Below are 22,995 nucleotides of genomic sequence, written 5' to 3'. Positions count from 1 at the left end.
AATAAAATTTGTTTATGCAAAAAGAAGGAGAAAGACTAATTCCTATCAACATTGTTGATGAAATGAAGTCATCTTATATCGATTATTCGATGTCAGTTATCGTTTCAAGAGCGTTACCTGACGTAAGAGATGGCTTAAAACCCGTTCATAGAAGAGTACTTTATGGTATGTATGGATTGGGGGTTTTTTCTAATAGAAAATACTTAAAATCTGCGAGAATTGTTGGAGATGTTTTAGGTAAATATCATCCACATGGAGACTCTTCTGTATATGATGCAATGGTTAGAATGGCACAGCCTTGGAGTTTACGATATCCTCAGGTTGATGGTCAGGGTAACTTTGGATCTATGGATGGTGACCCACCGGCGGCAATGCGTTATACTGAAGCCAGACTAAAGAAAATTTCTGATGATATACTTTCAGACTTGGACAAAGAAACTGTTGATTTTCAGAATAACTTTGATGATAGCATGACGGAACCTACCGTGATGCCTACAAAAATTCCAAATCTTTTAGTTAATGGAACTTCTGGTATCGCTGTTGGGATGGCAACGAATATGGCGCCGCATAACTTATCGGAAGCTGTAGATGCAATCACGGCATACATTGATAATAAGGAAATTACCATTGATGAATTGATGCAGCATATCATTGCTCCTGATTTTCCAACAGGTGGGATTATTTATGGGTACGATGGGGTGAGAGATGCGTTCCACACAGGAAGAGGAAGGGTTGTTCTTAGAGCGAAAGTTAATTTCGAAGAAATAGGAAACAGAAATGCTATTATCGTTACTGAAATTCCTTATCAGGTAAATAAAGCAGAAATGATCGCCAGAACAGCTGAACTGGTTAAAGATGAGAAAATTCCCGGAATTTATGAGATAAGAGATGAATCCGACAGAAAAGGTCTTCGTATCGTTTATGAATTAAAGAATGATGCGATTCCTAATGTAGTATTGAACTTATTATATAAATATACTTCACTTCAGACCTCTTTTAGTGTTAATAATATTGCTTTGGTACATGGTAGACCTGAGCAGTTGAACTTAAAAGATATTATCCATCATTTTGTAGAACACAGACATGAGGTGGTTATCAGAAGAACTCAGTATGAGCTTAAGAAAGCTAAGGAAAGAGCACATATCTTAGAGGGCTTCATGAAAGTGATAGGAACTCAGGATTCATTGGATAAAGCTATCTCAATTATCCGTCACAGTGCAAATCCCCAAGCTGCTAAAGAAGGCTTAATTCAGGAGTTTGATCTTTCTGAAATTCAGGCTCAGGCAATTCTTGATCTTCGTTTGGCTCGTTTAACGGGAATGGAACTTGATAAGATCCGCGATGAGTACGATGCTATCATGAAAGAAATTCAGAATTTAGAAGATATTTTAGCAAACGAAAGCAGAAGATTCGAAATTATTAAAGAAGAATTACTTGAAGTAAAAGAGAAATACGGTGACGAAAGAAGAACTGAAATAGATTATTCAGGAGGAGAAATGTCAATTGAAGATATTATTCCGAATGATGCTGTGGTTCTTACTATTTCTCATGCTGGATATATCAAAAGAACTTCTCTTTCGGAATATAAAATTCAAAGTAGAGGTGGTGTAGGAAACAGAGCAGCTACGACAAGAGATGAAGATTTCTTAGAGTATATTGTTTCTGCAACCAATCACCAGTATATGTTATTCTTTACGGAAAAAGGAAAATGTTATTGGTTAAGGGTATTTGAAATTCCTGAAGGTTCTAAAACAGCAAAAGGCAGAGCAGTTCAGAATTTGATCAATATTGAGCCGGATGATAAGATTAAAGCATACATCCGTACTAACGATCTTAAAGATACTGAGTATATAAATCAAATGAGCGTTGTGATGATTACTAAAAATGGTACCATCAAAAAAACGTCTCTCGAAGCATATTCAAGACCAAGAGTAAATGGTATCAATGCTATTGAGATCAGAGATAATGACCAGTTGTTAGGCGCATGGTTAACGAATGGTACTTCACAGATTATGATTGCTACTAAAAATGGTAAATGTATCCGTTTCCCAGAAGAAAAAGTAAGAGAAGTAGGAAGGGGTTCTATTGGGGTTCGTGGTATTACTATGGAGGATAGTGATGAGGTAATTGGTATGATTGTTGTGAACGATGTAGAAAATGAAACCGTTTTAGTAGTTTCTGAAAAAGGATACGGTAAGAGAACTGCCGTTGAAGATTATAGAATTACCAACAGAGGTGGAAAAGGAGTTATCACGCTGAATATTACTGAAAAAACCGGAAATCTTATCGCAATTCAGAACGTAACAGATGAAGATGGATTAATGATTATCAATAAATCTGGTGTTGCAATCCGTATGAATATGGATGAAATGAGAGTAATGGGTAGAAATACTCAGGGAGTGAGAATGATCAATCTTAAGAAAAATGATGAAATTGCAGCAATTGCAAAAGTAGCTATGGATAAAGATGTAGAGGAAGAATTAGAGGAAAATTTAGAAGGAGCGGAAACTACGCAAGATAGCGGTACAGAAGCAAATGTAACACCACAATTAGAGAATAATTCAGAAAATGATAAACCAGCAGAAGACGCTGAAAATTCTGATTCTGAAGAATAAATGTAAATAAAATAAATTCTGATTATGAAAAAGCTAATTTTAAGTATAGCGATTATTTCTTCAGCTTTTGTTTTCGGACAGAAGAAGGATACAAATGCTCAGCTACAAGAAGCTAATAAAGCAGCTATGGATGCATATAATGCGAAAAACTATGCTGTTGCGGCTCCAAAGTTTTTAGAAGTATATAACTTGTTGAAAACTAGTGGCCAGGATGATAAAGTGTATATGTATTATGCAGGTCTTAATTATGCTTTAGCTAACAACGTAGACGAAGCTATTAAAATATATACTGAGTTAATTAATTCAGGATATACTGGAGTTCAGACTAACTATACTGCAAAGGAAAAAAAGACAGGCCAGGTTGCTACTTATGATAAAGGAACTTGGGATATGCTGAAAAAGTCTGCAGATTATTCTGACTTTAAAACTGAGCAAACACCAAGTGTTGAACCTGATTTGTATGAAACTTTATCTACTTTGCTATTAAATGCTAAGAAGAACGATGAAGCTGTTGCAGTTATTGAAAAAGGATTAGCTAAATTTCCTAATAATGCAAAGTTGAAGGATTTCCAAAGTACTGCTTACTATCAGTCAGGAAATACAGATAAATTTGTTGCTACCTTAAAAGAGCAATTAGCAAAAAATCCTAATGATGCTACCAATTGGTATAATTTAGGAGTAATGCAGTCTAAAAATCCTGCAAGTGCAGCTGATGCTGAAGCTTCTTTTAAGAAAGCAATAGAATTGAAACCTGACTTTGCTAATGCTTATCAGAATTTAATTTATTCCGTAATTGGAGAAGATGAAAAAGCGGTAAGTGAAATCAATACACTTAGGAAAACTAAGCCGGATGATGCTACTAAATTAATTGAAGCAAGAAAAGAAAGGTTTAACAAAGCTTTGCCTTTTGCAGAGAGTTGGTATAAAGCTCTTCCTAATGACGTAAATGCTGTTACAATGCTAAAAGAGATTTACAGCATTACTAAAAATCAGGCTAAAATGGCTGAAATGAAAGCTAAAGAAGCTGAACTTCAGGGAAAACCTAAATAGTATTCTTTTAAAAGAATTTATAGATAATAAAAACCGAAACAATTTTGTTTCGGTTTTTTATTTTTTTGATATGAAATTAAGAGATAAAATTCCAGTATTTTTTTACATGATAATCCTTATTTTTGAACGTTAAAATTCTTTGCAATTCCGTATCTTTGGGAAAATTTTTACAAAATGATTGAGTGGAAAACCGTCAAAGAATACGAAGATATTACCTATAAAAAATGTAATGGTGTTGCGAGAATTGCTTTTAACAGACCAGAAGTTCGTAATGCTTTCAGACCTAAAACTACCTCAGAATTGTACGATGCTTTTTATGATGCTTATGAAGACTCTTCTATAGGCGTTGTTTTACTTTCGGGAGAAGGTCCAAGTCCTAAAGATGGCGGATGGGCTTTCTGCAGTGGAGGTGATCAAAAAGCAAGAGGACATCAGGGATATGTTGGTGAAGATGGAAGACATCGTCTGAATATTTTAGAAGTTCAGCGTTTGATCCGTTTTATGCCTAAGGTGGTTATTGCTGTTGTTCCAGGATGGGCAGTAGGTGGTGGACATTCACTTCATGTGGTTTGCGATCTTACTTTAGCAAGTAAAGAACATGCTATTTTTAAGCAGACTGATGCTGATGTTACAAGTTTTGATGGTGGATACGGTTCTGCATACTTAGCAAAAATGGTGGGTCAGAAAAAAGCTCGGGAAATCTTCTTTTTAGGAAGAAACTATTCAGCTCAGGAAGCATTGGAAATGGGAATGGTTAATGCTGTAATTCCTCACGCTGAACTAGAAGATACAGCTTACGAATGGGCGCAGGAAATTTTAGCAAAATCTCCAACTTCAATCAGAATGCTGAAATTTGCAATGAACTTAACTGACGACGGAATGGTAGGGCAGCAGGTTTTTGCAGGAGAAGCAACTCGTTTGGCCTATATGACTGAAGAAGCTCAGGAAGGTAGAAATGCATTCCTGGAAAAGAGAAAGCCGGACTTCGGAGAAAATCAATGGATATCTTAAATAAGATATTAGAGGTTAGATGTCGGATATTACAAGAAAAATGTTTATAAAATCTAACTTCTAACTTCTGATTTCTAACATTTACATAAAATGAAAGACTGGATAAAAGCCGCAAGGCTAAGAACTTTACCGCTTTCTTTGAGCGGAATTATTATGGGGAGCTTCATCGCTAAGTGGAAATTATATGGTGCTGGTGGAACTTGGGACTGGAAGATTTTTGCACTGGCTCTTTTAGTGACTTTACTGTATCAGGTTTTATCAAACTATGCCAATGATTATGGTGATGGAGTAAAAGGAACGGATGCTAAAAGAATTAACGAGGCAGAATCAAGAGCCGTAGCTTCAGGAAGAATTACAGCTCAGCAAATGAAGAATGCTGTGATCTTACTTTCAATACTATCTTTTATAGCTACAGTAGTCTTGTTGTATGTTGCTTTTATTCCTAAATATATGAATGAATTCTACATTTTCATAGGATTAGGAGTAGCAAGTATTTTAGCAGCTATTGGATATACAGTTGGAAAAAAACCTTATGGATATATGGGATTGGGAGACCTTTTTGTATTTATCTTTTTTGGTTTGGTTTCAGTTTGTGGGAGTTATTTTCTTTTCACTAAAACTTTCAGCTGGGATATTTTATTGCCAGGAACAGCAGTTGGATTGATGAGTATGGCTGTTTTGAACCTAAATAATATGAGAGACATTGAAAGTGACAGACTATCGGGGAAACACAGTTTTGCTTTGAGATTAGGCTTTAAAAATGCAATGATCTATGAAATGATTCTGTTGCAGCTTCCTCTTATTTTGATTCTTGTCTTTTTAGGGATAAATGGTTTTATAGAATCAAAAAATTACTATGTTTTCATTGTGATGATCCTATTGATCCCATTTGCTAAGCTGAGAAGAAAAATAATGTCTGTAAAAGAACCTAAAGAATTGGATCAGTATTTGAAACAGGTCGGAATTCTTACTTTTACTATGGCTGTTCTTACAGCAATTGGACTCAATTTCTTTAACTAAATAAAATTTCATTATGAGTAATTCTCCTATCTACGTTGAAGCTCAAATGCTTATCAGAAAGCCTATTCAAGAGGTATTCGAAGCATTTGTTAATCCTGAGATCACGACCCAGTTTTGGTTTACAAAATCGACTGGAAAGTTAGAAAAAGGTAAGACGGTTACCTGGGAATGGGAAATGTATGGGGTGAAAAATAATGTTACCGTTCTTGAAATAATTCATAATCATCTGATAAAAACAGAGTGGGGTGATCCTGCAAGTAAGGTGGATTATGAATTCAAAGAAATGGAAAAAGGAACCTTTGTGGTGATTAAAAGTTATGGATTCACTCAGACTGGAGAAGATCTTTTAAAAACCGTTAATGATAATACTGGCGGTTTTACCACTGTCTTGGATGGCTGTAAAGCGTATCTGGAACATGGAATTAATTTAAGATTGATCGAAGATAAGTTTCCACAGAAATAAGGTTTCATCATCTTAATAAAATCTCCCACAGAGAAATATTAGCATTCTATTGCTTTTAAAAAACTAAATACACAAATACTTTCACAAATTTCACAATATTTTTGCTGTGACTAGTGACGAGATATTAATGCTATTTGTGTTTAAAAATAATTAAAAAAATAAATTAAAAATGAAAATACAATATTTAGGGCAAAATTGTTTTTTGTTCACTTACAAAGATAAAACGATTTTAAGTGATCCGTTTTATAACTACAAAAAAGCTGAATCGGGGTTTGATATTTCAGCACAAAAAATAGATTACATTTTATTAACTCATGCTCATGGTGATCATATTGCTGATGTAGCAGAAGTTTTAGAGTATCACCCGGATGCTACTGTAATTGGAGTACCTGAAGTTTGTGGTTATTTTAAGATGGCCAAAAATAAAGATGATGTGAACTTAGGAGGATCGGCAAAAATCGACGATCTTAAAATTTCCATGGTTCCGGCTCATCATACGAGTTCTTTCCCAGATGGAAGCTACGGAGGTGTTCCTGTGGGCTATATTTTCAGATTACCTGAAGGTAAGAATCTTTATTTGGCAGGGGATACCGGAGTAATGGCCGATATGGAATTATTCTCAAGATTATACGGAAATATTGATTTATCTATTTTACCTATCGGAAGTCATTATACAATGTGTCCAAGAAAAGCAGCTTTTGCAGCAGCAGAATTATTGAAAACGCCTAAAGTTATTGGATGTCATTTTGATACTTTCCCTGCTATTGAAATTAATCATGAAAGTGCTTTAAAGCATTTCGCTGATAAGAATGTTGAACTTGTTTTACCGAAATTGGGAGAGAAGTTTGAATTTTAAACTAAGGGAAATAAAAAATGGCAAGCTATCTACATCACACCGCTACGACCAATTACCTTTGCTGTGTTCCCACCCTGGAGGATTCTCAGGAGCTGGTTGTGTAGGACTTGCCGGTGCAAAGATAGGAATTAATTATAAATTTGAAAATAATATTACAGAAAAATGAACGAAAAAATGCTTTACCTAAGCTAAATTGCTGAAATTTAGAGCAATAATTTTTCTAAAATTTTTCTAAAAATAAGAATATGACGAAAAGTCCATCCACCATAGGAATTATACTGTTTATCGCTACAATGATTGTTTTTTTTATAGCGTATTACTTTTTCTCAGGAATCCATTATTTTGATACTTCTCTCAAAATCAATGCTTTCGTACTGCCTATTATTTATGCTGCTGCAGCATTCTGGTCAGTAAAATCTCATTGGAATAACCATAAAATGGGTTTCAGAGAAGCTTTCAAAAGATCTTTCGTTCCAATGTTCATTGGCGGAATTCTTTCAATATTTAGTATTTATGCATTTTTAAATTTTGTAGATACAGATGCAAAAAAGCTATTAAATTACCAATATGTTGAAAGACAAAAATCAGAACTTGATTCAGAATACAAGTCTGCAAGAAAGATTTTAAAACATCAAAAAGATATCGACGAGCTCGATCAGAAATATAAAGAGAGAATTCAAAGCTTTTCTCCACAAGCTGTTAAAGGAAAAGATATGCTTACGGCAAGTCATTTTTCAGGATATTTTGCAGCAATTCTTATATTTTACGTAGTTTTGTCAGTGTTTTTTGGAGCGTTTTTCAGAACAAAAACAATTCACCAATAATTTTATAAAAGTTAAATGAATTTATCTATAATTATTCCGCTGCTTAATGAAGAAGACTCTTTGGAAGAGCTTTTCTCAAGGATTGATACTGTTTGTAAAACAAGCAATTTATCCTATGAGATTTGGTTTGTAGATGATGGAAGCACGGATTTGTCATGGAGTATTATCGAAAATCTGAAGGTTCAAAATCCACAGATTCATGGGATAAAATTTTCCAGAAATTACGGAAAATCTCAGGCATTGCATGCTGCTTTTGAAAGAGCACATGGTGATGTAATTATCACAATGGATGCTGATTTACAGGATTTTCCAGAAGAAATCCCTGATCTGTACAAAATGGTAATTGAAGACAATTACGATATTGTTTCAGGTTGGAAGAAGAAACGTTTTGATAATGTAATGACTAAAAATGTTCCTTCAAAGCTTTTCAATGCAGCGGCAAGAAAAGTATCAGGAGTTGAACTTCATGATTTCAACTGTGGTTTGAAAGCATATAAAAAACAGGTTGTAAAATCTATAGATGTATATGGAGATATGCACCGTTATATTCCTGTTTTAGCTGCTAATGCAGGGTTCAGAAGGATTACTGAAAAAGAAGTTCGTCATCAGGCCAGACCTTATGGAACTTCAAAATTTGGAACTGAAAGATTTATTCGTGGTTTTCTTGATTTGGTAACACTTTGGTTTGTAAGTCGTTTTGGAGGCAGACCTATGCATTTTTTTGGAGCAGTAGGAACGATTATGTTTATTTTTGGATTTCTTTCTGCATTTTGGTTGGGAGTTTCAAAGCTAATTGATGTATCAAGAGGAATTTATGGGCATCTTATTACCAATAATCCGTGGTTTTTTATTGCTTTGACAATGATGATCATGGGAACGCTTCTGTTTATTGCAGGGTTCTTAGGTGAAATGATCATAAGAACAAATAGAGAGCATAAAAATTATAATATTGATGAAGTAATCTGATATGGAGAATAATCTGCCAAAAATATATTCCAAAAAAGCTATTTTAGGTTTTTCTATTTTAATGTCGACTCTTTTCGGAGGTATTTTATTGTATCAGAATTTAATTGATATAAAGAAGAAAAAAGAGGCTTATATGGTATTGGGAATTTCAATTTTGATGACTATTGTAACGATTATCATTGTAAATATTCCGGAAGAGCCGAAAAGCTCACTTGCCTATGTTTGCGGAATTGCTGGCGGAAGCTTACTTTCATATTATTTCGTTCCGACCTATTTCCCGGATGAAGAGCAGTTTCCTAAAAAAAAGATATGGAAACCTTTAATCATTGCGGTTATCATAACGGCAGCTTTTGTAGGTCTGATCATTTATGCAGGATCGCTTGAAAATACTTAAAATAATGTGATGTTTTTTCATGAGTAAAAAGAGTTGTTTGAACTGCGGTTATAGAATTTCCGATGAGTTTTGTGCTCATTGCGGACAGAGGGCCGACACTGCAAGAATAACTCCGCATTCTCTTATTAAAAGCGATATTTTAGGATCAGTTTGGCATGTAGAAGCAAGGTTTTTCCGAACATTAAAACATATTTTATTTAGTCCTGGAAAAATGGCAATGGATTATATTTCAGGTAAAAGAGTTAAATACTATAATTTATTTTCTCTATTACTTATTTTATTTGGTTTCAATGTTTTAGCCCTGCATTTTTATTTGGATCTGAACCCTAAGGAAATTCCCAAAGAAAGCTCAGATATTGTTGATTTTTTCTCAAAATACTCTAAAACAATTTTGTTTGCTTTGATCCCGATTCTGGCTTTGAATGGATGGGTTATTTTTAAACGAATTAAGCTGAATATTGCAGAACATGTGATTATTGCATCCGTCAGTCTTTCAGGAATTCTGGTATTATTGTTATTAGATGATGCCATTAGCATTATCGGAGTTTATGAGCCATTGTCAAAAATCATTAATATCTTAGATAAAATTTTAGTTAGTGGCTTGGCTTTATTTCCTGGTTTTACTTATTTTAATGCTTTTAAAGATTCATACTCAAAATTAGGCTTACTATGGAGGTTATTAGTTTTTTATATCTTACTAATAATTGGATGTTTTGCAATAATTATACTTTTATATAACATATTTTAAAATAAAAATGAAAAATATATTCTATGTAGCTGCTGTCTTTGCCTTAGTTTCCTGCGGAAAAATTTCTCCAAAAGGAAATATTGAAAAGAAAGATATTGATGTTTCAGAATTTGTGAATCTTGATATGCAAGGAAAGTTTCGTGTGTTTTATGCAAGAGGACCAAAAAACTTTATTGAAATAGAAACATATCCCAATGTTGCCAATAATTTAGATGTTGATGTAAAAGATAAAACCCTTTCAATCAAGGAAAAAAGAGGTACAAAGGGGGTTGATTTTTATAATGTAACCATTTATTCTAAATATAATCTTGAAAAAGTATCGGTCTCCGATTCTGTAGAAATGAATATTTCAAGCGAAATAAAAACAGATAACTTTAAGCTTAATTTAAAGAATAACGCTACATTTATGGGTTCAGTGAATACAAGAAGAGCAGAAGTGGAGATGCTGAACAAAAGTAGGGCTAATTTTTTAGGGGAAACTAAAAATGCAGTGATAAAGATCTCTGATACTGCAAGTTTGATTGCTCCATATTGGAAAATTACAAACTTGAATATTGATTCTAAAAATGGAAATTATGCAGAGGTTAATGTAAAAGATTCTCTAAAGGGACATATTCAGAATACTGCGAAGTTTTTGTATTATAACGATCCGATCCGTGCTTTTAAAATTGATAAAACAACAAGGGTAGAGAATAAGAAATTGGATTAAAAAGTTTATTGTCATTCAGAACACAAACTACAGGTCCAGGAACGTAGTTCAGAAATCTTTAAAAATAACCATAGAGATTTCTCGTTTCTCAAAATGACAATTTATAAAAAATAATTAGACACAAATTTAAAAGAACAAAGTACAAATATGACAACATTAGAAAAAGCGAAACTTTGGTTAAGTGATACGTTTGATCAGGAAACGAGAGATGCTGTACAATTATTGATTGATGGTAATTCCCCTGATCTGGAAGATTCTTTTTATAGAGAACTGGAATTCGGAACCGGAGGAATGAGAGGAATTATGGGTGTTGGAACAAATCGTTTAAATAAGTATACGTTAGGTCAAGCAACACAAGGACTTGCGAATTATATGTTAAAGCAATTTCCAAATGAAGAAATTAAGGTTGCTATAGCTTATGATGTACGGCATAACTCTAAGGAATTTGGAAAGTTGGTAGCTGATGTTCTAACGGCTAACGGGATTAAAGTATTACTTTTTAAAGATCACAGACCTACTCCCGAATTGTCTTTTACCGTTCGTGATAAAAAATGTAACGGTGGTATTGTTTTAACCGCTTCACACAACCCACCGGAATATAACGGATATAAAGTATATTGGAATGATGGAGCACAGATTGTTCCACCTCATGATGAAGCGATTATTAATGAAGTTTATTCTGTAAAATTCAATGAAATTAACTTCAATGGGAATGATGATCTTATAGAATGGATCGGAGAAGAACAGGATGATGTGTATATTGATGCCTGTATTGAAAACTCTACCTATCAGAATGTTGGAAAAGAGAACCTTAATATTGTTTTCACTTCCATTCATGGAACTACGTATACAACAGTTCCAAAAGCTCTGGAAAAGGCCGGATTCAAAAAAATTGACCTTGTAAAGGAACAAATGATTCCTAGTGGGAATTTTACTACTGTAGAATCTCCAAACCCTGAAGAGCCGGCAGCATTGGAAATGGCAATGGATTTAGCGAAAATTACAAATGCTGATATTGTGATCGGAACAGATCCGGATGGTGATCGATTGGGGATTGCGGTAAGAAATCTCGATGGTGAAATGCAACTGCTGAATGGAAACCAAACCAATACAATTCTTACCTATTATATCCTTAATGAGTGGAGAAAGCTTGGAAAAATTACAGGAAAAGAGTTTATCGGTTCAACAATTGTTACTTCAGATATTTTCTTTGATATTGCTCAAAAGTTTGGTGTTGCCTGCAAAGCTGGTCTTACTGGATTTAAATGGATCGGAAAAATGATTCGTGAGGCTGAAGGAAAAGAAAAGTTTGTTTGTGGTGGAGAAGAAAGTTTTGGTTTTATGACAGGAGACTTTGTTCGTGATAAAGATTCTTGTGGAAGTATTCTTGTTGCTTGTGAGATTGCTGCCTGGTGTAAAGCAAACGGCAGAACGATGTATCAATATATGATTGAGATCTATCAGGAAACCGGAATGTATTATGAGGGATTGGTAAACCTTGTAAGAAAGGGACGAGACGGAGCTGAAGAAATTCAGAATATGATGAAAAATTTCCGTGAAAATCCACCTAAACAAATAGCTGGTTCTCTAGTGGAAGAAGTAAAAGATTTTAAGGAACAAACCAATTTTATTGTTTCTAAAAATGAGAAACAGGTAATGAATGATATTCCAAAATCAAATGTATTGATCTATTATACACAGGATGGAACTAAAGTTTGTGTAAGACCTTCAGGGACTGAACCAAAAATTAAATTCTATATTTCTGTAAAAGATAGTATTACTTCTGAGGCTGATTTTAGAGATAAATTAAAATCTTTGGATGAGAAAATCAATCAGGTAAAAACAGACTTACAGTTAACATAAATAAGAGTGGGCTTGGTGTTTAGAAATAGAGTTTAATGGAAAATTCCTAAAATCTAATTTCTAATCTTTAATCCCTGAAAACTTAAAATAATTCTAAATTTTAAATAAAGTGAAAGTTTCAAAATTAGCGGCGAACCTGATTGGTTCTGAAATTGTAAAAATTGGTAATGAAGTAAATGATTTAAAAGCAAAAGGAGCGGAGATAGCCAATCTTACTATTGGTGATCTGAATTCTAATATTTATCCGATACCTGCAAAGTTGAAGGAAGAGATTCAGAAAGCTTATCAGAATAATCTGACAAACTATCCGCCAGCAAATGGGCTTTTATCTTTAAGAAATGAGGTTTCTAAAGATCTTAAAACAAGATGGAACCTTGATTATTCTGCAAATGATATTTTGATCACTGCGGGTTCAAGACCATTGATCTATGCTGTGTATAAAACAATTGTAGATGAAGGTGATAAAATCATTTATCCAATTCCTTCATGGAACAATAACCATTATGCATACCTTACATCAGCTGATGCCATTGAAGTAAAAACGACACCTGAAAATAACTTTTTACCTACTGCCGCTGATATTAAACCTCACTTAGGTGGTGCTGTTTTGTTAGCACTTTGTTCACCATTGAATCCAACAGGAACAATGTTTACAAAGGATCAGCTTTCAGAAATCTGTGAATTGATCATTGAAGAAAACAAGAAGAGAGGTGAAGATGAGAAGCCGTTGTACTTAATGTATGACCAGATCTATTCCAACCTTACTTTTGATGCAAAGCATTATGATCCTGTTTCTTTATTTCCTGAGATGAAAGAATACACCATATACATTGATGGTATTTCAAAATGTTTGGCTGCTACGGGAGTTCGTGTAGGATGGGGATTCGGACCAGCTCATATCATTGATAAAATGAAAGCACTGCTTACTCACGTAGGAGCTTGGGCACCAAAACCGGAGCAGGAAGCAACAGCTAAATTTTATCAGAATACTGAAGATGTAAATACTTTCGTTGACGATTTTAAAGCTAAGTTGGAAGAGAGTCTAAAAGTGCTTCACAAAGGAATTCAGGATCTGAAAGGAAAAGGATTGGCAGTAGAAAGTATCGAACCAATGGGGGCTCTTTACCTTACTATTAAATTAGATTATATCGGAAAAACAAAACCAGACGGAACTGTTATCGAAAATTCATCTGATCTTGGATTTTACCTGATCAATGAAGCTGGAGTGGCATTAGTTCCATTCTCTGCCTTCGGTGAAGAAAAATCTGAACCTTGGTTCCGTGCTTCTGTAGGTGGATTAGCTGTAAATGAAATTGAAGTAATGATGCCAAAACTTGAACAGGCATTAAACAATTTGAAATAAAATACATACCCGCAATTAACTAAATTTTTTCTTTCGAACTTTATTTCCCGTCATAAGTTCTTTTGAATATTAGGTAAATAGTTAATTGCGGGTATTAATATACACACATGATGAAAAGAATTAGATTGATATTGTTACCGATATCTGTCATGGTATGGTCTCAAAAGAGCGATAGTACAATTATCGTAAACCCTCCAAAGTCCCAAAATTATACGCTAAAAGATGGCTCTGTTAGAACCTATTCTAAACCAAAGCTTTTTGAATTTATTACAAGAGTTCCCAAAGATTTTATTGAGACAAATAAAGATTTTGTTGCAAAAGATCATGCCTATTATCTAGGTGGTGCAGTGGCAAGTACTTTAGTACTATTACCTTTTGATCAGAAACTTATAGATAACTCAAGAGAGCTGGGTGATAAATGGGGAATGAGTGCTGACAATAATTACAGTAAAGTTGGTGGATTAATAAAAATTCCAAAAGATATTGGAGCAGGCCTGTATTTAATTGGTAATGGGTCTACAGTTGTACTGTTAGGGATCGGTTTTGCTGCTTATGGATTAATAAAAGATGATTATAGAGCTCAAGCTACAGCAAGTGGATTAATGGAAAGTTTAATACTTTCAGGTGTTTTTTCTCAAACCATAAAAAGAATGACGGGAAGAGAAAGTCCATTTGTAGCAATTGAAAATGGTAACTCTGGGGGACATTGGACTCCGTTTCCTGGTTTTTCTGCATTTTCAAGTAATACTTCGCGTTATGATGCGATGCCCTCAGGGCATTTAACTACGTTTATGTCGGCATTAACGGTTATAGCGGATAATTATCCTGATGTAAAATGGATAAAGCCTGTAGGCTATACATTAGCCGGAGCATTGGCCTTTCAAATGATGCAGAGCCAGGTTCATTGGGCATCTGACTATCCTTTAGCTTTGTTGATGGGATATTTTATAGGAAAAACCATTTCCAAAAACAGATATACCGTTTCAGGATTTAATGCAGGAAAGGTACACTATAAAGTTAACTTTACCGCTTCTCATAATTTTGGTTACAATATGGTTGGTATTAACTTATCTTTTTAAAATGAAAAGCATATTTTGCCTATATTTAAAGAAAATTTTAAACAATTAGATTCATTCAATGAAGATCATAGCCGTTATTCCCGCTCGTTACGAAGCGAGCCGTTTTCCAGGAAAATTAATGCAGATTTTAGGAGAAAAAACAGTGATCACAACTACTTATCAGAATGTTGTAGAAACTGGTTTATTTGATGAAGTTTTTGTAGCCAGTGATTCTGAGATTATCTATAATGAAATTGTAAATAATGGTGGGAAAGCTGTGATGACAGGACAGCATGAAACGGGGAGTGACCGTATTGCAGAAGCTGTTCAGAACATAGATTGTGACATTGTTATTAATGTACAAGGAGATGAACCTTTTTTAAAAACTGAACCCCTCAAACAATTGATCGAAGTTTTTAAGCAAGATGATAATCAGGAGATCTCATTAGCTTCATTAAAAATAAAACTGACTGAAAAAGAAGAAATAGAAAACCCTAATAATGTAAAAGTGATCACAGATAACAGTGGATTCGCCTTGTATTTTAGCCGTTCTATTATCCCTTATCACAGGGAAACTTCTTATGATGTTGATTATTTTAAACATATCGGAGTCTATGCTTTTAGAAAACATGCTCTATTGCAATTCTCTAAATTGGAAATGAAACCTTTAGAAATTTCAGAAAAAATAGAATGCATTCGTTATCTGGAATACGGAATGAAGATCAAATTAATAGAAACCAACTTTATCGGTGTGGGAATTGATACTCCTGAAGATTTAGAAAAAGCAAGGAAGCTAATAGGTTAGCTTTTAAATCTGTAAAATCCCTGGAATAAAGATGGTTTTACTTTTTTGCAAATTCATCTTTACCTTTCATAAAAACCTTATATTTGAACTATAAATTGAATTAATGAAGAAATTACTTTTAGTATTCGTACTGATTTATTCGCAACTCTCTTTTGCACAGACCGCAAAGGAAATTATAGATAAAAATATAGAATTATCAGGCGGATTAACGAATTGGAAGCTATTAAATTCAGTATTACTTCAGGGTAAAGTAATTTTAGGAATTAAGGATGAATACCCGATAAAAATTTACCAGCAACGTCCGAATCTTACTAAGACAGTTCTTACGATCAATAATAAAGAAACGGCGATTGAAGGTTATGATGGAAATAAAGGATATGCCATGAATTATGCAACAAATAAAGTTCAGGAATACCCGAATTATGTTCCTGAAAGCTTTGATAATGACTTTATAGATTGGGAGAATAAAGGATTTGATGCAAAATATTTAGGAAAAGAAAAAGTAGGAGATATTTACTGTCATAAGGTAGAATTAACGAAAAATGTAAACAAAAATTTATACTACTTCGATACCAATACTTATATGCTCTTAAAAGAAATAAAGAAAGAAGAAACTTTAAACTATTCGGAGTATAAAAAAGTTGGAAATCTGGTTATGCCATTCAGAATAGAGTCATCAAGTTCTAAAAAAGACGGTGATTTTGTGATGCAAATTAATAAGATCGATATTAACAAAGTGTTTCCGGCAAATATTTTTAAATTTTAATTCGATTTAAGCTACTTTTCATCAACTGAACCGTAATAGAAAAGTAAATAATGCACAAAGATTTATTGCTGCTAGGCATGTTAAATAGTAAAAGCCTCGGATCAAATCTGAGGCTTTTATTTATATAGTGTTTTTTGATAAAAACATCTATTATATTTCTACTTTTAGACGATTACTTAGGAAATTTTTCATTCCAATTATCTGGCTTCTCATTATTAGCTTTGGGTTTCTCATCCCATCCCTCTGGTCTAACATCCTTAGGTTTAGGTGGAGGAGTAATTGATGTATCAGAAGCAGGAGTATCATCCTTAACCTTATCAGAAGTTTCTCGGGCTTTACCCATAGCACCTGCGGCTGGATCAACTACTGACGAAGGATCATTCATTGATTTCTCTACACTATCACTAGATTGTTTAATATCAGAAGTCACCGATTTTATGAAATTGAATACAATATTGGATTGTGGGGATGTTTCTCTCACAATTTTCGGATCTTGTCGAACCGGTTCTTCGGGTTTAAATGGATCGTGAGGAGGAGTACTGATTGATTCATTTTCTTCTTTTGGTATGAATCCAAAAAGTTCCCCTTCTGCTTTGCTTCCTCCGGCAGATATACTGCGGGAAAAATTGAATATATCTTGAAATGTCATATTTGTTGTTTTTTTATAAGTTATATTGATTTTACAAATTATGCGGACGCTCTGTTCCAAATTTTTGACTACCATCTCTACTAAGTGCCTTGGTATCGAAAATAGTATGATTTACATCCAGAGCTGATACTGTTTCTGCTATTCCCTTTGGTCTGTATAGTTTATTTTTCTCTACAAGCTCTAAAAAAGATATGCTAACAGGAATTACTTTAGCTGGAGGAGCTGAAGCTGGAAGTGGCCCGTCTGCATTCACAATAGGAAGAACCAATTCATCATAATTCAATGCAATGAATCCATCAAACGTAATGGGTATTTCGTAAGTAAATTGCTTCACCTGACGCCTTTGTGTTGCCGAGGTTTCAACTCGAGAGTTGGCTGGGATGCTTCCTGAAACATTAGAATCTGATTTCCATGATGTTGTTAGTGTACCAGAAATCGTACCCGTCAAAGAAAGCCCAAGTTCTGCAGCTAGCTCTCCACGACCAATAGCAGTACCAGTCCCTGTGAAGCTTAGCCTGTTTGAATTGGTGAAAGTAAAATTAGTTGTTTTAGTACTTGCTGATTGATTTGCGGCAGAAGATACAGTTTGGACACCTATATTGTCTTTATGATTATGTATGTGCTTGGTTTGCGTGATGGTATTGCTATCATATTTTGCTAAACTATTAGACAAACTCTCTGTCAAAATCGTCTCTATAGTTTTCGATATTTGTCCTTGCAATTCCCCAGCAACTTTTCCGTCAAAAGTAGTAGTTCCTGTACTTGACAAAGCCCAATTGATTGTATTCCCTACAGTAAATTCAATAGTATCAGAAAATTGACGGATTTCAGACGATCTATTTTCATAGGTTCTGGTAGATATTACATCAGCAACAGGTTGAATGATATTTGATCTTTCTTCAAACAAGGGAGCTCCAATTTCAAAAAAAGCCATCCATCCTCTTTTTGCAGCATTTGGATCAGGGAAAACACCAAATTTTTTATCGTTTATAGATACTCCTACTGGCCATAACGGGATTTGTCGTCTATTACTATCCAGAATAGGTTTTCCACTTTCATCTACTTGGGGTCTCATTAATCCAGGTATTTTTTTAGTCAAAAAATCCTGAAGAAATTCATCTGTTATTCCTATTTCTTCCATGTTTTTAACTGTAAGGATGCGACGTTTCGCAGGGTCAACAGTGTAAGTTTTTATCTGTGCCATATTTAAAAATTTTAATTAAATGATGTTATTTTACTAATTCCTTGACAAAGCAAGAAATTAATTGTTAAGGGTTTGTTTTTTGCCGTATATTATCGACATAGAGTTCTTGAAATCAATATTTTCGTATTTATTCTGTACTGCGCACATACAAAATATAATATTAATCTATTGACTGGTCTTTAATAAAAATAACGATCTAGGATTCCCAAAATGAGCTGAGATCCCCATTTCGTTTTTTTTTATTCTCATTGCTTGAAACGTTATCCATTGTACGACACAAAACAAGAGAAGTACGTGCAGCTAAATAAATAATTTTTTCATAAATGTTTTTTTTATTGGTTTTAAGTTGCCAATCTATGATTAAAAATTATTGTATGTGCAATAATTTGGGCTCAAAATTATTTTTTCTAATTATTTAAAATGAATGTATTGTTTTGATTATAAGTGATTTATATTATTTTTATTAATAATATATCACCTGTTTGGGATTTTAAAATAAAATTTAAATGCCAGCAATAATAATTGGATATAAATATTTTTTTTCTCTGATTTTAAGAATAGAATAAAAAATAAATTGAAAGTAAATATTAAAAGAAATAAAATAACAATCCTTACGAAAAGCAGGATGAGAGTATATACTGATCTATAACAAAAATTGATTTTCAGTATTTTTGGCTTATAAATAATGTGTTTTCAATATGTGAATAAAATGTATTTTGTAACTGACAGAGTCAAACGATAGGGGATTAGTTGGGAAATAAAATATGGTGATATAACAATCTTTTCTTTTTATCCCTAAGTAAATATAATTTGAGATATGAACAAGATCCGATTAAGTAAAAGGTTATCCTTTTTCTAGATAAATATTCTAAATGAAATATCCGGCTTTTAAAATAAATTTTGTAACTAGCAAGGTAAATATACATCATTCAAATGAAAAAATTTTTTGTATTGCTGCTTTCTTTTGTGGCATTTTTACAGAGTTGTACGAATCAAAAAAGTGAAATTTCTAAAGCTAAAACCAACGAACTTATGGGAAAAACAATATATGATTTCAAAGTTGAAAGCCTGGATGGGAAGGAAATCAATTTTGCTGATTTTAAAGGGAAGAAAATCCTTATTGTAAATACTGCTTCCGAGTGTGGATTTACTCCACAGTATGCTGATTTAGAAAAAGTGTATGAAGAGTATAAAGATAAATTGGTCATTGTAGGTTTCCCTGCCAATAATTTTGGAGGTCAGGAACCAGGAACAAATACAGAAATCGGAGCTTTTTGTCAGAAAAATTATGGAGTAACTTTCCCTTTGGCAGCTAAAGTTTCTGTGAAAGGTGATGACACAGCTCCAATCTTTAAATATCTGACAGAGAAAGACCTGAACGGAGTAAAGAATACAACGATCCTTTGGAATTTTACAAAATTCCTGATAGATGAAAATGGTAAATTGGTGGACAGTTTTGTAAGTACTACAAAACCTACTGATGAGGCTATTACAAAGTATTTGAAATAAAATTAAAAAGTATATTTTTACAAAGTGGATGTTTTCATCCACTTTTTTTATGAGAATATTATTGAACAGATAAAACGTAATTTATGAAAAAAATATTTTTTGCTTCTTGCATTCTGGCTTCTTTTATACTAGGATTTGCTTTTAAATCAGCTACAGAAAAGAAATCGGATGATCTGAAAAGAGTAACAGGTATTGGTGGAATCTTTTTTAAATGTAAAGATCCTAAAAAGATGAGAGAATGGTATAAAGATCATTTAGGTCTTAATACAAATGAATATGGTGCTGTGTTTGAGTGGTATCAGGGTGCGGATAATTCTAAGAAAGGATTTTCACAATGGAGCCCTTTCAATGAAAAGACAAAATACTTTCAGCCTTCTGAAAAAGATTTTATGATTAATTACCGTGTAGAAAATCTTGAAAAATTGGTAGAAGAACTGAAAAAAGAAGGTGTAACAATCGTGGATAAGGTCGACACCTATGAATACGGAAAATTTGTACACATCATGGATGTCGAAGGTAACAAAATAGAACTGTGGGAGCCTAATGATATTGAGTATGAAAAATTAGGGAAAAGTATGGGAAGTAAAACCACGAAATAACTAGGTTATAGGTATCAGATTTTAGGAGCTATAAGATTCGGGTTTAAATTGAAATTAAAAGTGGAAAGTTTAAAAGTTATGGGATTTGAGATGCGGGTTATGGATTTCGTGGTTCTACTTAAAATTATTATTTTCGATCTAACTTCTAAATTCTAACTTTCAATTATTATTCATTTGTCTTTTCTGCAAAGCAGAAAATATTTCCCAATTTGATACTGGAATAGCCATTGCTTTTGATTTTTGAAGAATTGATCATTGCTTTGGCTAAAATATATGTAGGTAAGGGTTTTTGACTTTCTAAAAGTCCAATTTTATTTGCGAATTTTATAATTCTGCTTCCCAGGACTTCTCCTGTTCTGTCAGAATCTTTTCTCTCCAACATTCCGGGTTTGAAGATAGTGATCTTATTAAAATGGAGTTGTCTTACCGCATCTTCCAGTTCTCCTTTCATTTTAGAATAGAAAATTTTTGACTTAGGATCAGCTCCATAGGCAGAAACCAGAACATAGTCATCCACATTATTTTCTTTAGCAGCTTTTGCAAATTGATATTGATAATCGAAATCCACTTTTCTCTGGGCTTCCTTGCTTCCTGCGGTTTTTAAAGTAGTTCCGAGACATGAGAAGGCTACATCACCTTTTACCGAATCTTTCCATTCTTCAGGATTCTCAAAATTCACTACGTGAACTTTTAATTTATCACTTTTTATATCCAGCGGTTTTCTAACGAAAACATCTACTTCATCAAACTCTTTATCATTCAACAATTGACTGACTAAATCTTTACCTGTGGCACCAGTCGCGCCTATTACCAAAGCTTTCATAATAAATGTGATTTGTGATAAGTATAATTTTTCTTTTCCTTTCTAAATTTACTAAATTTTGATTAATAAAACAGAAAGATTAAAATATTAACAACCTAAAAATGAAATTATTCGCTAAAAATTATTATTGAATATAACTGAAACACACTCTGAAATTTTACCAAATTTTGCTAAGTTTGTGTTGAACCTTTTATAAATATTATGGAAACATTAAAAACGGTCAGCACTCAGTACGGAGACGTTAGTGGCATTAAAAAAGAAGATGGTATCTTAGCATTTAAAGGCATTCCTTATGCTGCCCCACCTATTGGTGTAAACCGCTTTCAACCACCCAAACCTCCAATGCCATGGACGGGTGTAAAAAATGCAACAGAATATGGTGCCACTCCGCCACAAATAACCCCAAAATCTGGACCGTTTGCTGGATTATTACCCAATGTGGTAATTCCGGGAGATGATTATTTAAACCTTAATATTTGGACTTCAGGTGTTGCTGAAAAAAAGCCAGTCATGGTTTTTATTTATGGTGGTGCCTTTACTCTTGGGTCAGGTGCTGTTTCAGGCTATGATGGGAGTCATTTTGCACGAGATGGTGTTGTTTTAGTTACCATAAATTATCGGATTGGTATTGACGGATTTTTGTGGTTTGGTGATGGGGTACCTAACCTTGGTATACTTGACCAAATTGCTGCACTCAGATGGGTTCGGGACAATATTGTAAACTTTGGTGGTGATCCTGATAATGTTACTATTTTCGGTGAGTCTGCTGGTGGAATGAGTGTTTGTACTTTACTCGCAATGAAAGAAGCAGAAGGTTTATTTCGACGGGCTATTGCTGAGTCGGGAGCAGGACACTCAGTAATTAGTCCTTCCTCTGCAAAGCTTATTGGTACCAGGCTTGCTGAAATACTTGGTGTTGAGCCAACACGCGAAGCAATCGGACAGGTTACTCTTGAAAAGCTTTTTGCTGCACAAGGTCAATTGGGATCCGAAATTATGGCAAATCCTTCAGCAAAATTATGGGGTGAGGCTGCTTTCAACTTAATGCCGTTTGAGCCAATAGTTGATGGTCAGTTATTAACAGCAACCCCTATAGAATGCATTGCTAAAGGCGCAAGTAAAGATATAGATATTCTTATTGGTAGTAATAGTCAGGAATTTAGATTATTTCTTGTACCTGAAGGTACCATATCAAAAATCACTGATACGGCTTTAGATATGGCAGCTTCTGCTTATGGACTATCTACTGAGGCCATTCAAATCTATAAGGCAAACCGTCCAGATAGTTCTCCTGGTGATGTGCTAAGTGCAATTATCACAGATTGGTTTTACCGTATTCCAGCTTTGCGCGTTGCAGAAAAGCACGGCAACACACATGTATATGAATTTTCATGGGAATCACCTGCATGTAACAATCTACTTGGAGCTTGCCACGGTCTTGAGATTGCTTTTGTATTTGATAATCTGACTAATGCTGGCTTTTCCGAAATATTAGGCAACCAACTTCCACAACAATTGGCTGACAGTGTACATAAAGCATGGGTAAATTTTGCTACTAACGGCAATCCTGGTTGGGATACTTATAATGTTAATAATCGTATATCTATGCGTTTTGATACTGTATCACAAATTACAGTCAACGATCGAGCTGATGAACGTTCTCTCTGGGATAGAATTAGATAATTAAAAGATTAAAGGAA

At 33.9% G+C, this 22,995-nt stretch carries 22 protein-coding genes and 1 other RNA gene; 19 read left to right on the top strand and 4 right to left on the bottom strand.

What is annotated here, in order from left to right:
• The first annotated feature begins 14 nt into the window (after positions 1-14).
• From gyrA to AC3WRL_RS11535, 6 genes are all read left to right on the top strand, one after another.
• Positions 15-2,615, top strand: a complete 2,601-nt coding sequence (gene gyrA / locus AC3WRL_RS11560; protein WP_214824481.1) for a DNA gyrase subunit A — start codon at positions 15-17, stop codon at positions 2,613-2,615.
• Positions 2,616-2,639: 24 nt separating this feature from the next.
• The gene (locus AC3WRL_RS11555) at positions 2,640-3,665 is read left to right on the top strand and encodes a tetratricopeptide repeat protein (protein WP_214824484.1); all 1,026 of its coding nucleotides are present in this window, start codon (positions 2,640-2,642) and stop codon (positions 3,663-3,665) included.
• A 174-nt stretch (positions 3,666-3,839) separates the two neighbouring features.
• The gene (locus AC3WRL_RS11550; protein WP_214824487.1) at positions 3,840-4,676 is read left to right on the top strand and encodes a 1,4-dihydroxy-2-naphthoyl-CoA synthase; all 837 of its coding nucleotides are present in this window, start codon (positions 3,840-3,842) and stop codon (positions 4,674-4,676) included.
• A 90-nt stretch (positions 4,677-4,766) separates the two neighbouring features.
• Positions 4,767-5,696, top strand: a complete 930-nt coding sequence (gene menA / locus AC3WRL_RS11545; protein ID WP_261512384.1) for a 1,4-dihydroxy-2-naphthoate octaprenyltransferase — start codon at positions 4,767-4,769, stop codon at positions 5,694-5,696.
• A 13-nt stretch (positions 5,697-5,709) separates the two neighbouring features.
• The gene (locus AC3WRL_RS11540; protein WP_261512382.1) at positions 5,710-6,159 is read left to right on the top strand and encodes an SRPBCC family protein; all 450 of its coding nucleotides are present in this window, start codon (positions 5,710-5,712) and stop codon (positions 6,157-6,159) included.
• A gap of 169 nt (positions 6,160-6,328) precedes the next feature.
• Positions 6,329-7,015, top strand: a complete 687-nt coding sequence (locus AC3WRL_RS11535; RefSeq protein WP_492330335.1) for a metal-dependent hydrolase — start codon at positions 6,329-6,331, stop codon at positions 7,013-7,015.
• Positions 7,016-7,030: 15 nt separating this feature from the next.
• Here AC3WRL_RS11535 and ffs read toward each other — a convergent pair.
• Positions 7,031-7,128: signal recognition particle sRNA small type (gene ffs, locus AC3WRL_RS11530), an RNA gene on the bottom strand.
• Positions 7,129-7,260: 132 nt separating this feature from the next.
• Here ffs and AC3WRL_RS11525 point away from each other — a divergent pair.
• The 10 genes from AC3WRL_RS11525 to AC3WRL_RS11480 all read left to right on the top strand — a co-directional run bounded on the left by AC3WRL_RS11525 (position 7,261) and on the right by AC3WRL_RS11480 (position 16,511).
• Positions 7,261-7,839 carry a DUF4199 domain-containing protein gene (locus AC3WRL_RS11525; protein ID WP_492330334.1) on the top strand — a complete coding sequence of 193 codons (579 nt, stop codon included), beginning with the start codon at positions 7,261-7,263 and terminating at the stop codon, positions 7,837-7,839.
• Between the two features lie 15 nt (positions 7,840-7,854).
• Entirely contained in the window at positions 7,855-8,805 is a 951-nt protein-coding gene (locus AC3WRL_RS11520) for a glycosyltransferase family 2 protein (RefSeq protein ID WP_214824499.1), read from the top strand.
• A 1-nt stretch (position 8,806) separates the two neighbouring features.
• Complete coding sequence (locus tag AC3WRL_RS11515; protein WP_492330333.1) at positions 8,807-9,199, top strand: hypothetical protein; 393 nt, start codon at positions 8,807-8,809, stop codon at positions 9,197-9,199.
• Between the two features lie 19 nt (positions 9,200-9,218).
• Entirely contained in the window at positions 9,219-9,947 is a 729-nt protein-coding gene (locus AC3WRL_RS11510) for a DUF3667 domain-containing protein (protein ID WP_492330332.1), read from the top strand.
• A gap of 7 nt (positions 9,948-9,954) precedes the next feature.
• Positions 9,955-10,656 (top strand): GIN domain-containing protein, encoded by a 702-nt coding sequence (locus tag AC3WRL_RS11505; RefSeq protein ID WP_214824507.1) that lies wholly within the window; start codon positions 9,955-9,957, stop codon positions 10,654-10,656.
• Between the two features lie 147 nt (positions 10,657-10,803).
• Positions 10,804-12,519 (top strand): phospho-sugar mutase, encoded by a 1,716-nt coding sequence (locus tag AC3WRL_RS11500; protein ID WP_261512378.1) that lies wholly within the window; start codon positions 10,804-10,806, stop codon positions 12,517-12,519.
• Between the two features lie 109 nt (positions 12,520-12,628).
• On the top strand, positions 12,629-13,882 hold the full coding sequence (locus tag AC3WRL_RS11495; protein WP_214824513.1) for a pyridoxal phosphate-dependent aminotransferase: 1,254 nt from the start codon (positions 12,629-12,631) through the stop codon (positions 13,880-13,882).
• A gap of 107 nt (positions 13,883-13,989) precedes the next feature.
• Positions 13,990-14,961 (top strand): phosphatase PAP2 family protein, encoded by a 972-nt coding sequence (locus AC3WRL_RS11490; protein ID WP_251040438.1) that lies wholly within the window; start codon positions 13,990-13,992, stop codon positions 14,959-14,961.
• A gap of 58 nt (positions 14,962-15,019) precedes the next feature.
• On the top strand, positions 15,020-15,745 hold the full coding sequence (kdsB, locus tag AC3WRL_RS11485) for a 3-deoxy-manno-octulosonate cytidylyltransferase (RefSeq protein ID WP_214824516.1): 726 nt from the start codon (positions 15,020-15,022) through the stop codon (positions 15,743-15,745).
• A gap of 103 nt (positions 15,746-15,848) precedes the next feature.
• Complete coding sequence (locus AC3WRL_RS11480; RefSeq protein WP_214824518.1) at positions 15,849-16,511, top strand: outer membrane lipoprotein-sorting protein; 663 nt, start codon at positions 15,849-15,851, stop codon at positions 16,509-16,511.
• Between the two features lie 172 nt (positions 16,512-16,683).
• On the opposite strand, the gene AC3WRL_RS11475 is transcribed toward AC3WRL_RS11480, so the two are convergent.
• Positions 16,684-17,160 carry a calreticulin family protein gene (locus AC3WRL_RS11475; protein WP_261512375.1) on the bottom strand — a complete coding sequence of 159 codons (477 nt, stop codon included), beginning with the start codon at positions 17,158-17,160 and terminating at the stop codon, positions 16,684-16,686.
• Positions 17,161-17,191: 31 nt separating this feature from the next.
• On the bottom strand, positions 17,192-18,301 hold the full coding sequence (locus AC3WRL_RS11470) for a hypothetical protein (RefSeq protein WP_492330331.1): 1,110 nt from the start codon (positions 18,299-18,301) through the stop codon (positions 17,192-17,194).
• Positions 18,302-19,297: 996 nt separating this feature from the next.
• Between AC3WRL_RS11470 and AC3WRL_RS11465 the strand changes: the two genes are divergently transcribed.
• Both AC3WRL_RS11465 and AC3WRL_RS11460 read left to right on the top strand, forming a co-directional pair.
• Complete coding sequence (locus tag AC3WRL_RS11465; protein ID WP_214824525.1) at positions 19,298-19,873, top strand: glutathione peroxidase; 576 nt, start codon at positions 19,298-19,300, stop codon at positions 19,871-19,873.
• 83 nt (positions 19,874-19,956) lie between these two features.
• Positions 19,957-20,472, top strand: a complete 516-nt coding sequence (locus AC3WRL_RS11460; RefSeq protein ID WP_353050423.1) for a VOC family protein — start codon at positions 19,957-19,959, stop codon at positions 20,470-20,472.
• A 166-nt stretch (positions 20,473-20,638) separates the two neighbouring features.
• Here the strand turns inward: AC3WRL_RS11460 and AC3WRL_RS11455 are convergent, their stop codons facing one another.
• Positions 20,639-21,295, bottom strand: a complete 657-nt coding sequence (locus AC3WRL_RS11455) for an NAD(P)H-binding protein (protein ID WP_214824527.1) — start codon at positions 21,293-21,295, stop codon at positions 20,639-20,641.
• A 201-nt stretch (positions 21,296-21,496) separates the two neighbouring features.
• Here AC3WRL_RS11455 and AC3WRL_RS11450 point away from each other — a divergent pair, with 201 nt between their 5' ends.
• Positions 21,497-22,978, top strand: coding sequence for a carboxylesterase/lipase family protein (locus AC3WRL_RS11450; protein WP_214824530.1), 1,482 nt, complete (start codon positions 21,497-21,499; stop codon positions 22,976-22,978).
• The last annotated feature ends 17 nt before the right edge of the window (positions 22,979-22,995 follow it).

Source organism: Chryseobacterium sp. FW101-FHT12H09 (genome assembly GCF_058790395.1).
This window is presented reverse-complemented; position numbering and strand designations above follow the sequence as displayed.

Bases quoted from the DNA above. Each gene is read 5' to 3' on its own strand.
- gyrA (WP_214824481.1), top strand. From the start codon at position 15: ATGCAAAAAGAAGGAGAAAGACTAATTCCTATCAACATTGTTGATGAA.
- AC3WRL_RS11555 (WP_214824484.1), top strand. From the start codon at position 2,640: ATGAAAAAGCTAATTTTAAGTATAGCGATTATTTCTTCAGCTTTTGTT.
- AC3WRL_RS11550 (WP_214824487.1), top strand. From the start codon at position 3,840: ATGATTGAGTGGAAAACCGTCAAAGAATACGAAGATATTACCTATAAA.
- menA (WP_261512384.1), top strand. From the start codon at position 4,767: ATGAAAGACTGGATAAAAGCCGCAAGGCTAAGAACTTTACCGCTTTCT.
- AC3WRL_RS11540 (WP_261512382.1), top strand. From the start codon at position 5,710: ATGAGTAATTCTCCTATCTACGTTGAAGCTCAAATGCTTATCAGAAAG.
- AC3WRL_RS11535 (WP_492330335.1), top strand. From the start codon at position 6,329: ATGAAAATACAATATTTAGGGCAAAATTGTTTTTTGTTCACTTACAAA.
- AC3WRL_RS11525 (WP_492330334.1), top strand. From the start codon at position 7,261: ATGACGAAAAGTCCATCCACCATAGGAATTATACTGTTTATCGCTACA.
- AC3WRL_RS11520 (WP_214824499.1), top strand. From the start codon at position 7,855: ATGAATTTATCTATAATTATTCCGCTGCTTAATGAAGAAGACTCTTTG.
- AC3WRL_RS11515 (WP_492330333.1), top strand. From the start codon at position 8,807: ATGGAGAATAATCTGCCAAAAATATATTCCAAAAAAGCTATTTTAGGT.
- AC3WRL_RS11510 (WP_492330332.1), top strand. From the start codon at position 9,219: ATGAGTAAAAAGAGTTGTTTGAACTGCGGTTATAGAATTTCCGATGAG.
- AC3WRL_RS11505 (WP_214824507.1), top strand. From the start codon at position 9,955: ATGAAAAATATATTCTATGTAGCTGCTGTCTTTGCCTTAGTTTCCTGC.
- AC3WRL_RS11500 (WP_261512378.1), top strand. From the start codon at position 10,804: ATGACAACATTAGAAAAAGCGAAACTTTGGTTAAGTGATACGTTTGAT.
- AC3WRL_RS11490 (WP_251040438.1), top strand. From the start codon at position 13,990: ATGATGAAAAGAATTAGATTGATATTGTTACCGATATCTGTCATGGTA.
- kdsB (WP_214824516.1), top strand. From the start codon at position 15,020: ATGAAGATCATAGCCGTTATTCCCGCTCGTTACGAAGCGAGCCGTTTT.
- AC3WRL_RS11480 (WP_214824518.1), top strand. From the start codon at position 15,849: ATGAAGAAATTACTTTTAGTATTCGTACTGATTTATTCGCAACTCTCT.
- AC3WRL_RS11475 (WP_261512375.1), bottom strand. From the start codon at position 17,160: ATGACATTTCAAGATATATTCAATTTTTCCCGCAGTATATCTGCCGGA.
- AC3WRL_RS11470 (WP_492330331.1), bottom strand. From the start codon at position 18,301: ATGGAAGAAATAGGAATAACAGATGAATTTCTTCAGGATTTTTTGACT.
- AC3WRL_RS11465 (WP_214824525.1), top strand. From the start codon at position 19,298: ATGAAAAAATTTTTTGTATTGCTGCTTTCTTTTGTGGCATTTTTACAG.
- AC3WRL_RS11460 (WP_353050423.1), top strand. From the start codon at position 19,957: ATGAAAAAAATATTTTTTGCTTCTTGCATTCTGGCTTCTTTTATACTA.
- AC3WRL_RS11455 (WP_214824527.1), bottom strand. From the start codon at position 21,295: ATGAAAGCTTTGGTAATAGGCGCGACTGGTGCCACAGGTAAAGATTTA.
- AC3WRL_RS11450 (WP_214824530.1), top strand. From the start codon at position 21,497: ATGGAAACATTAAAAACGGTCAGCACTCAGTACGGAGACGTTAGTGGC.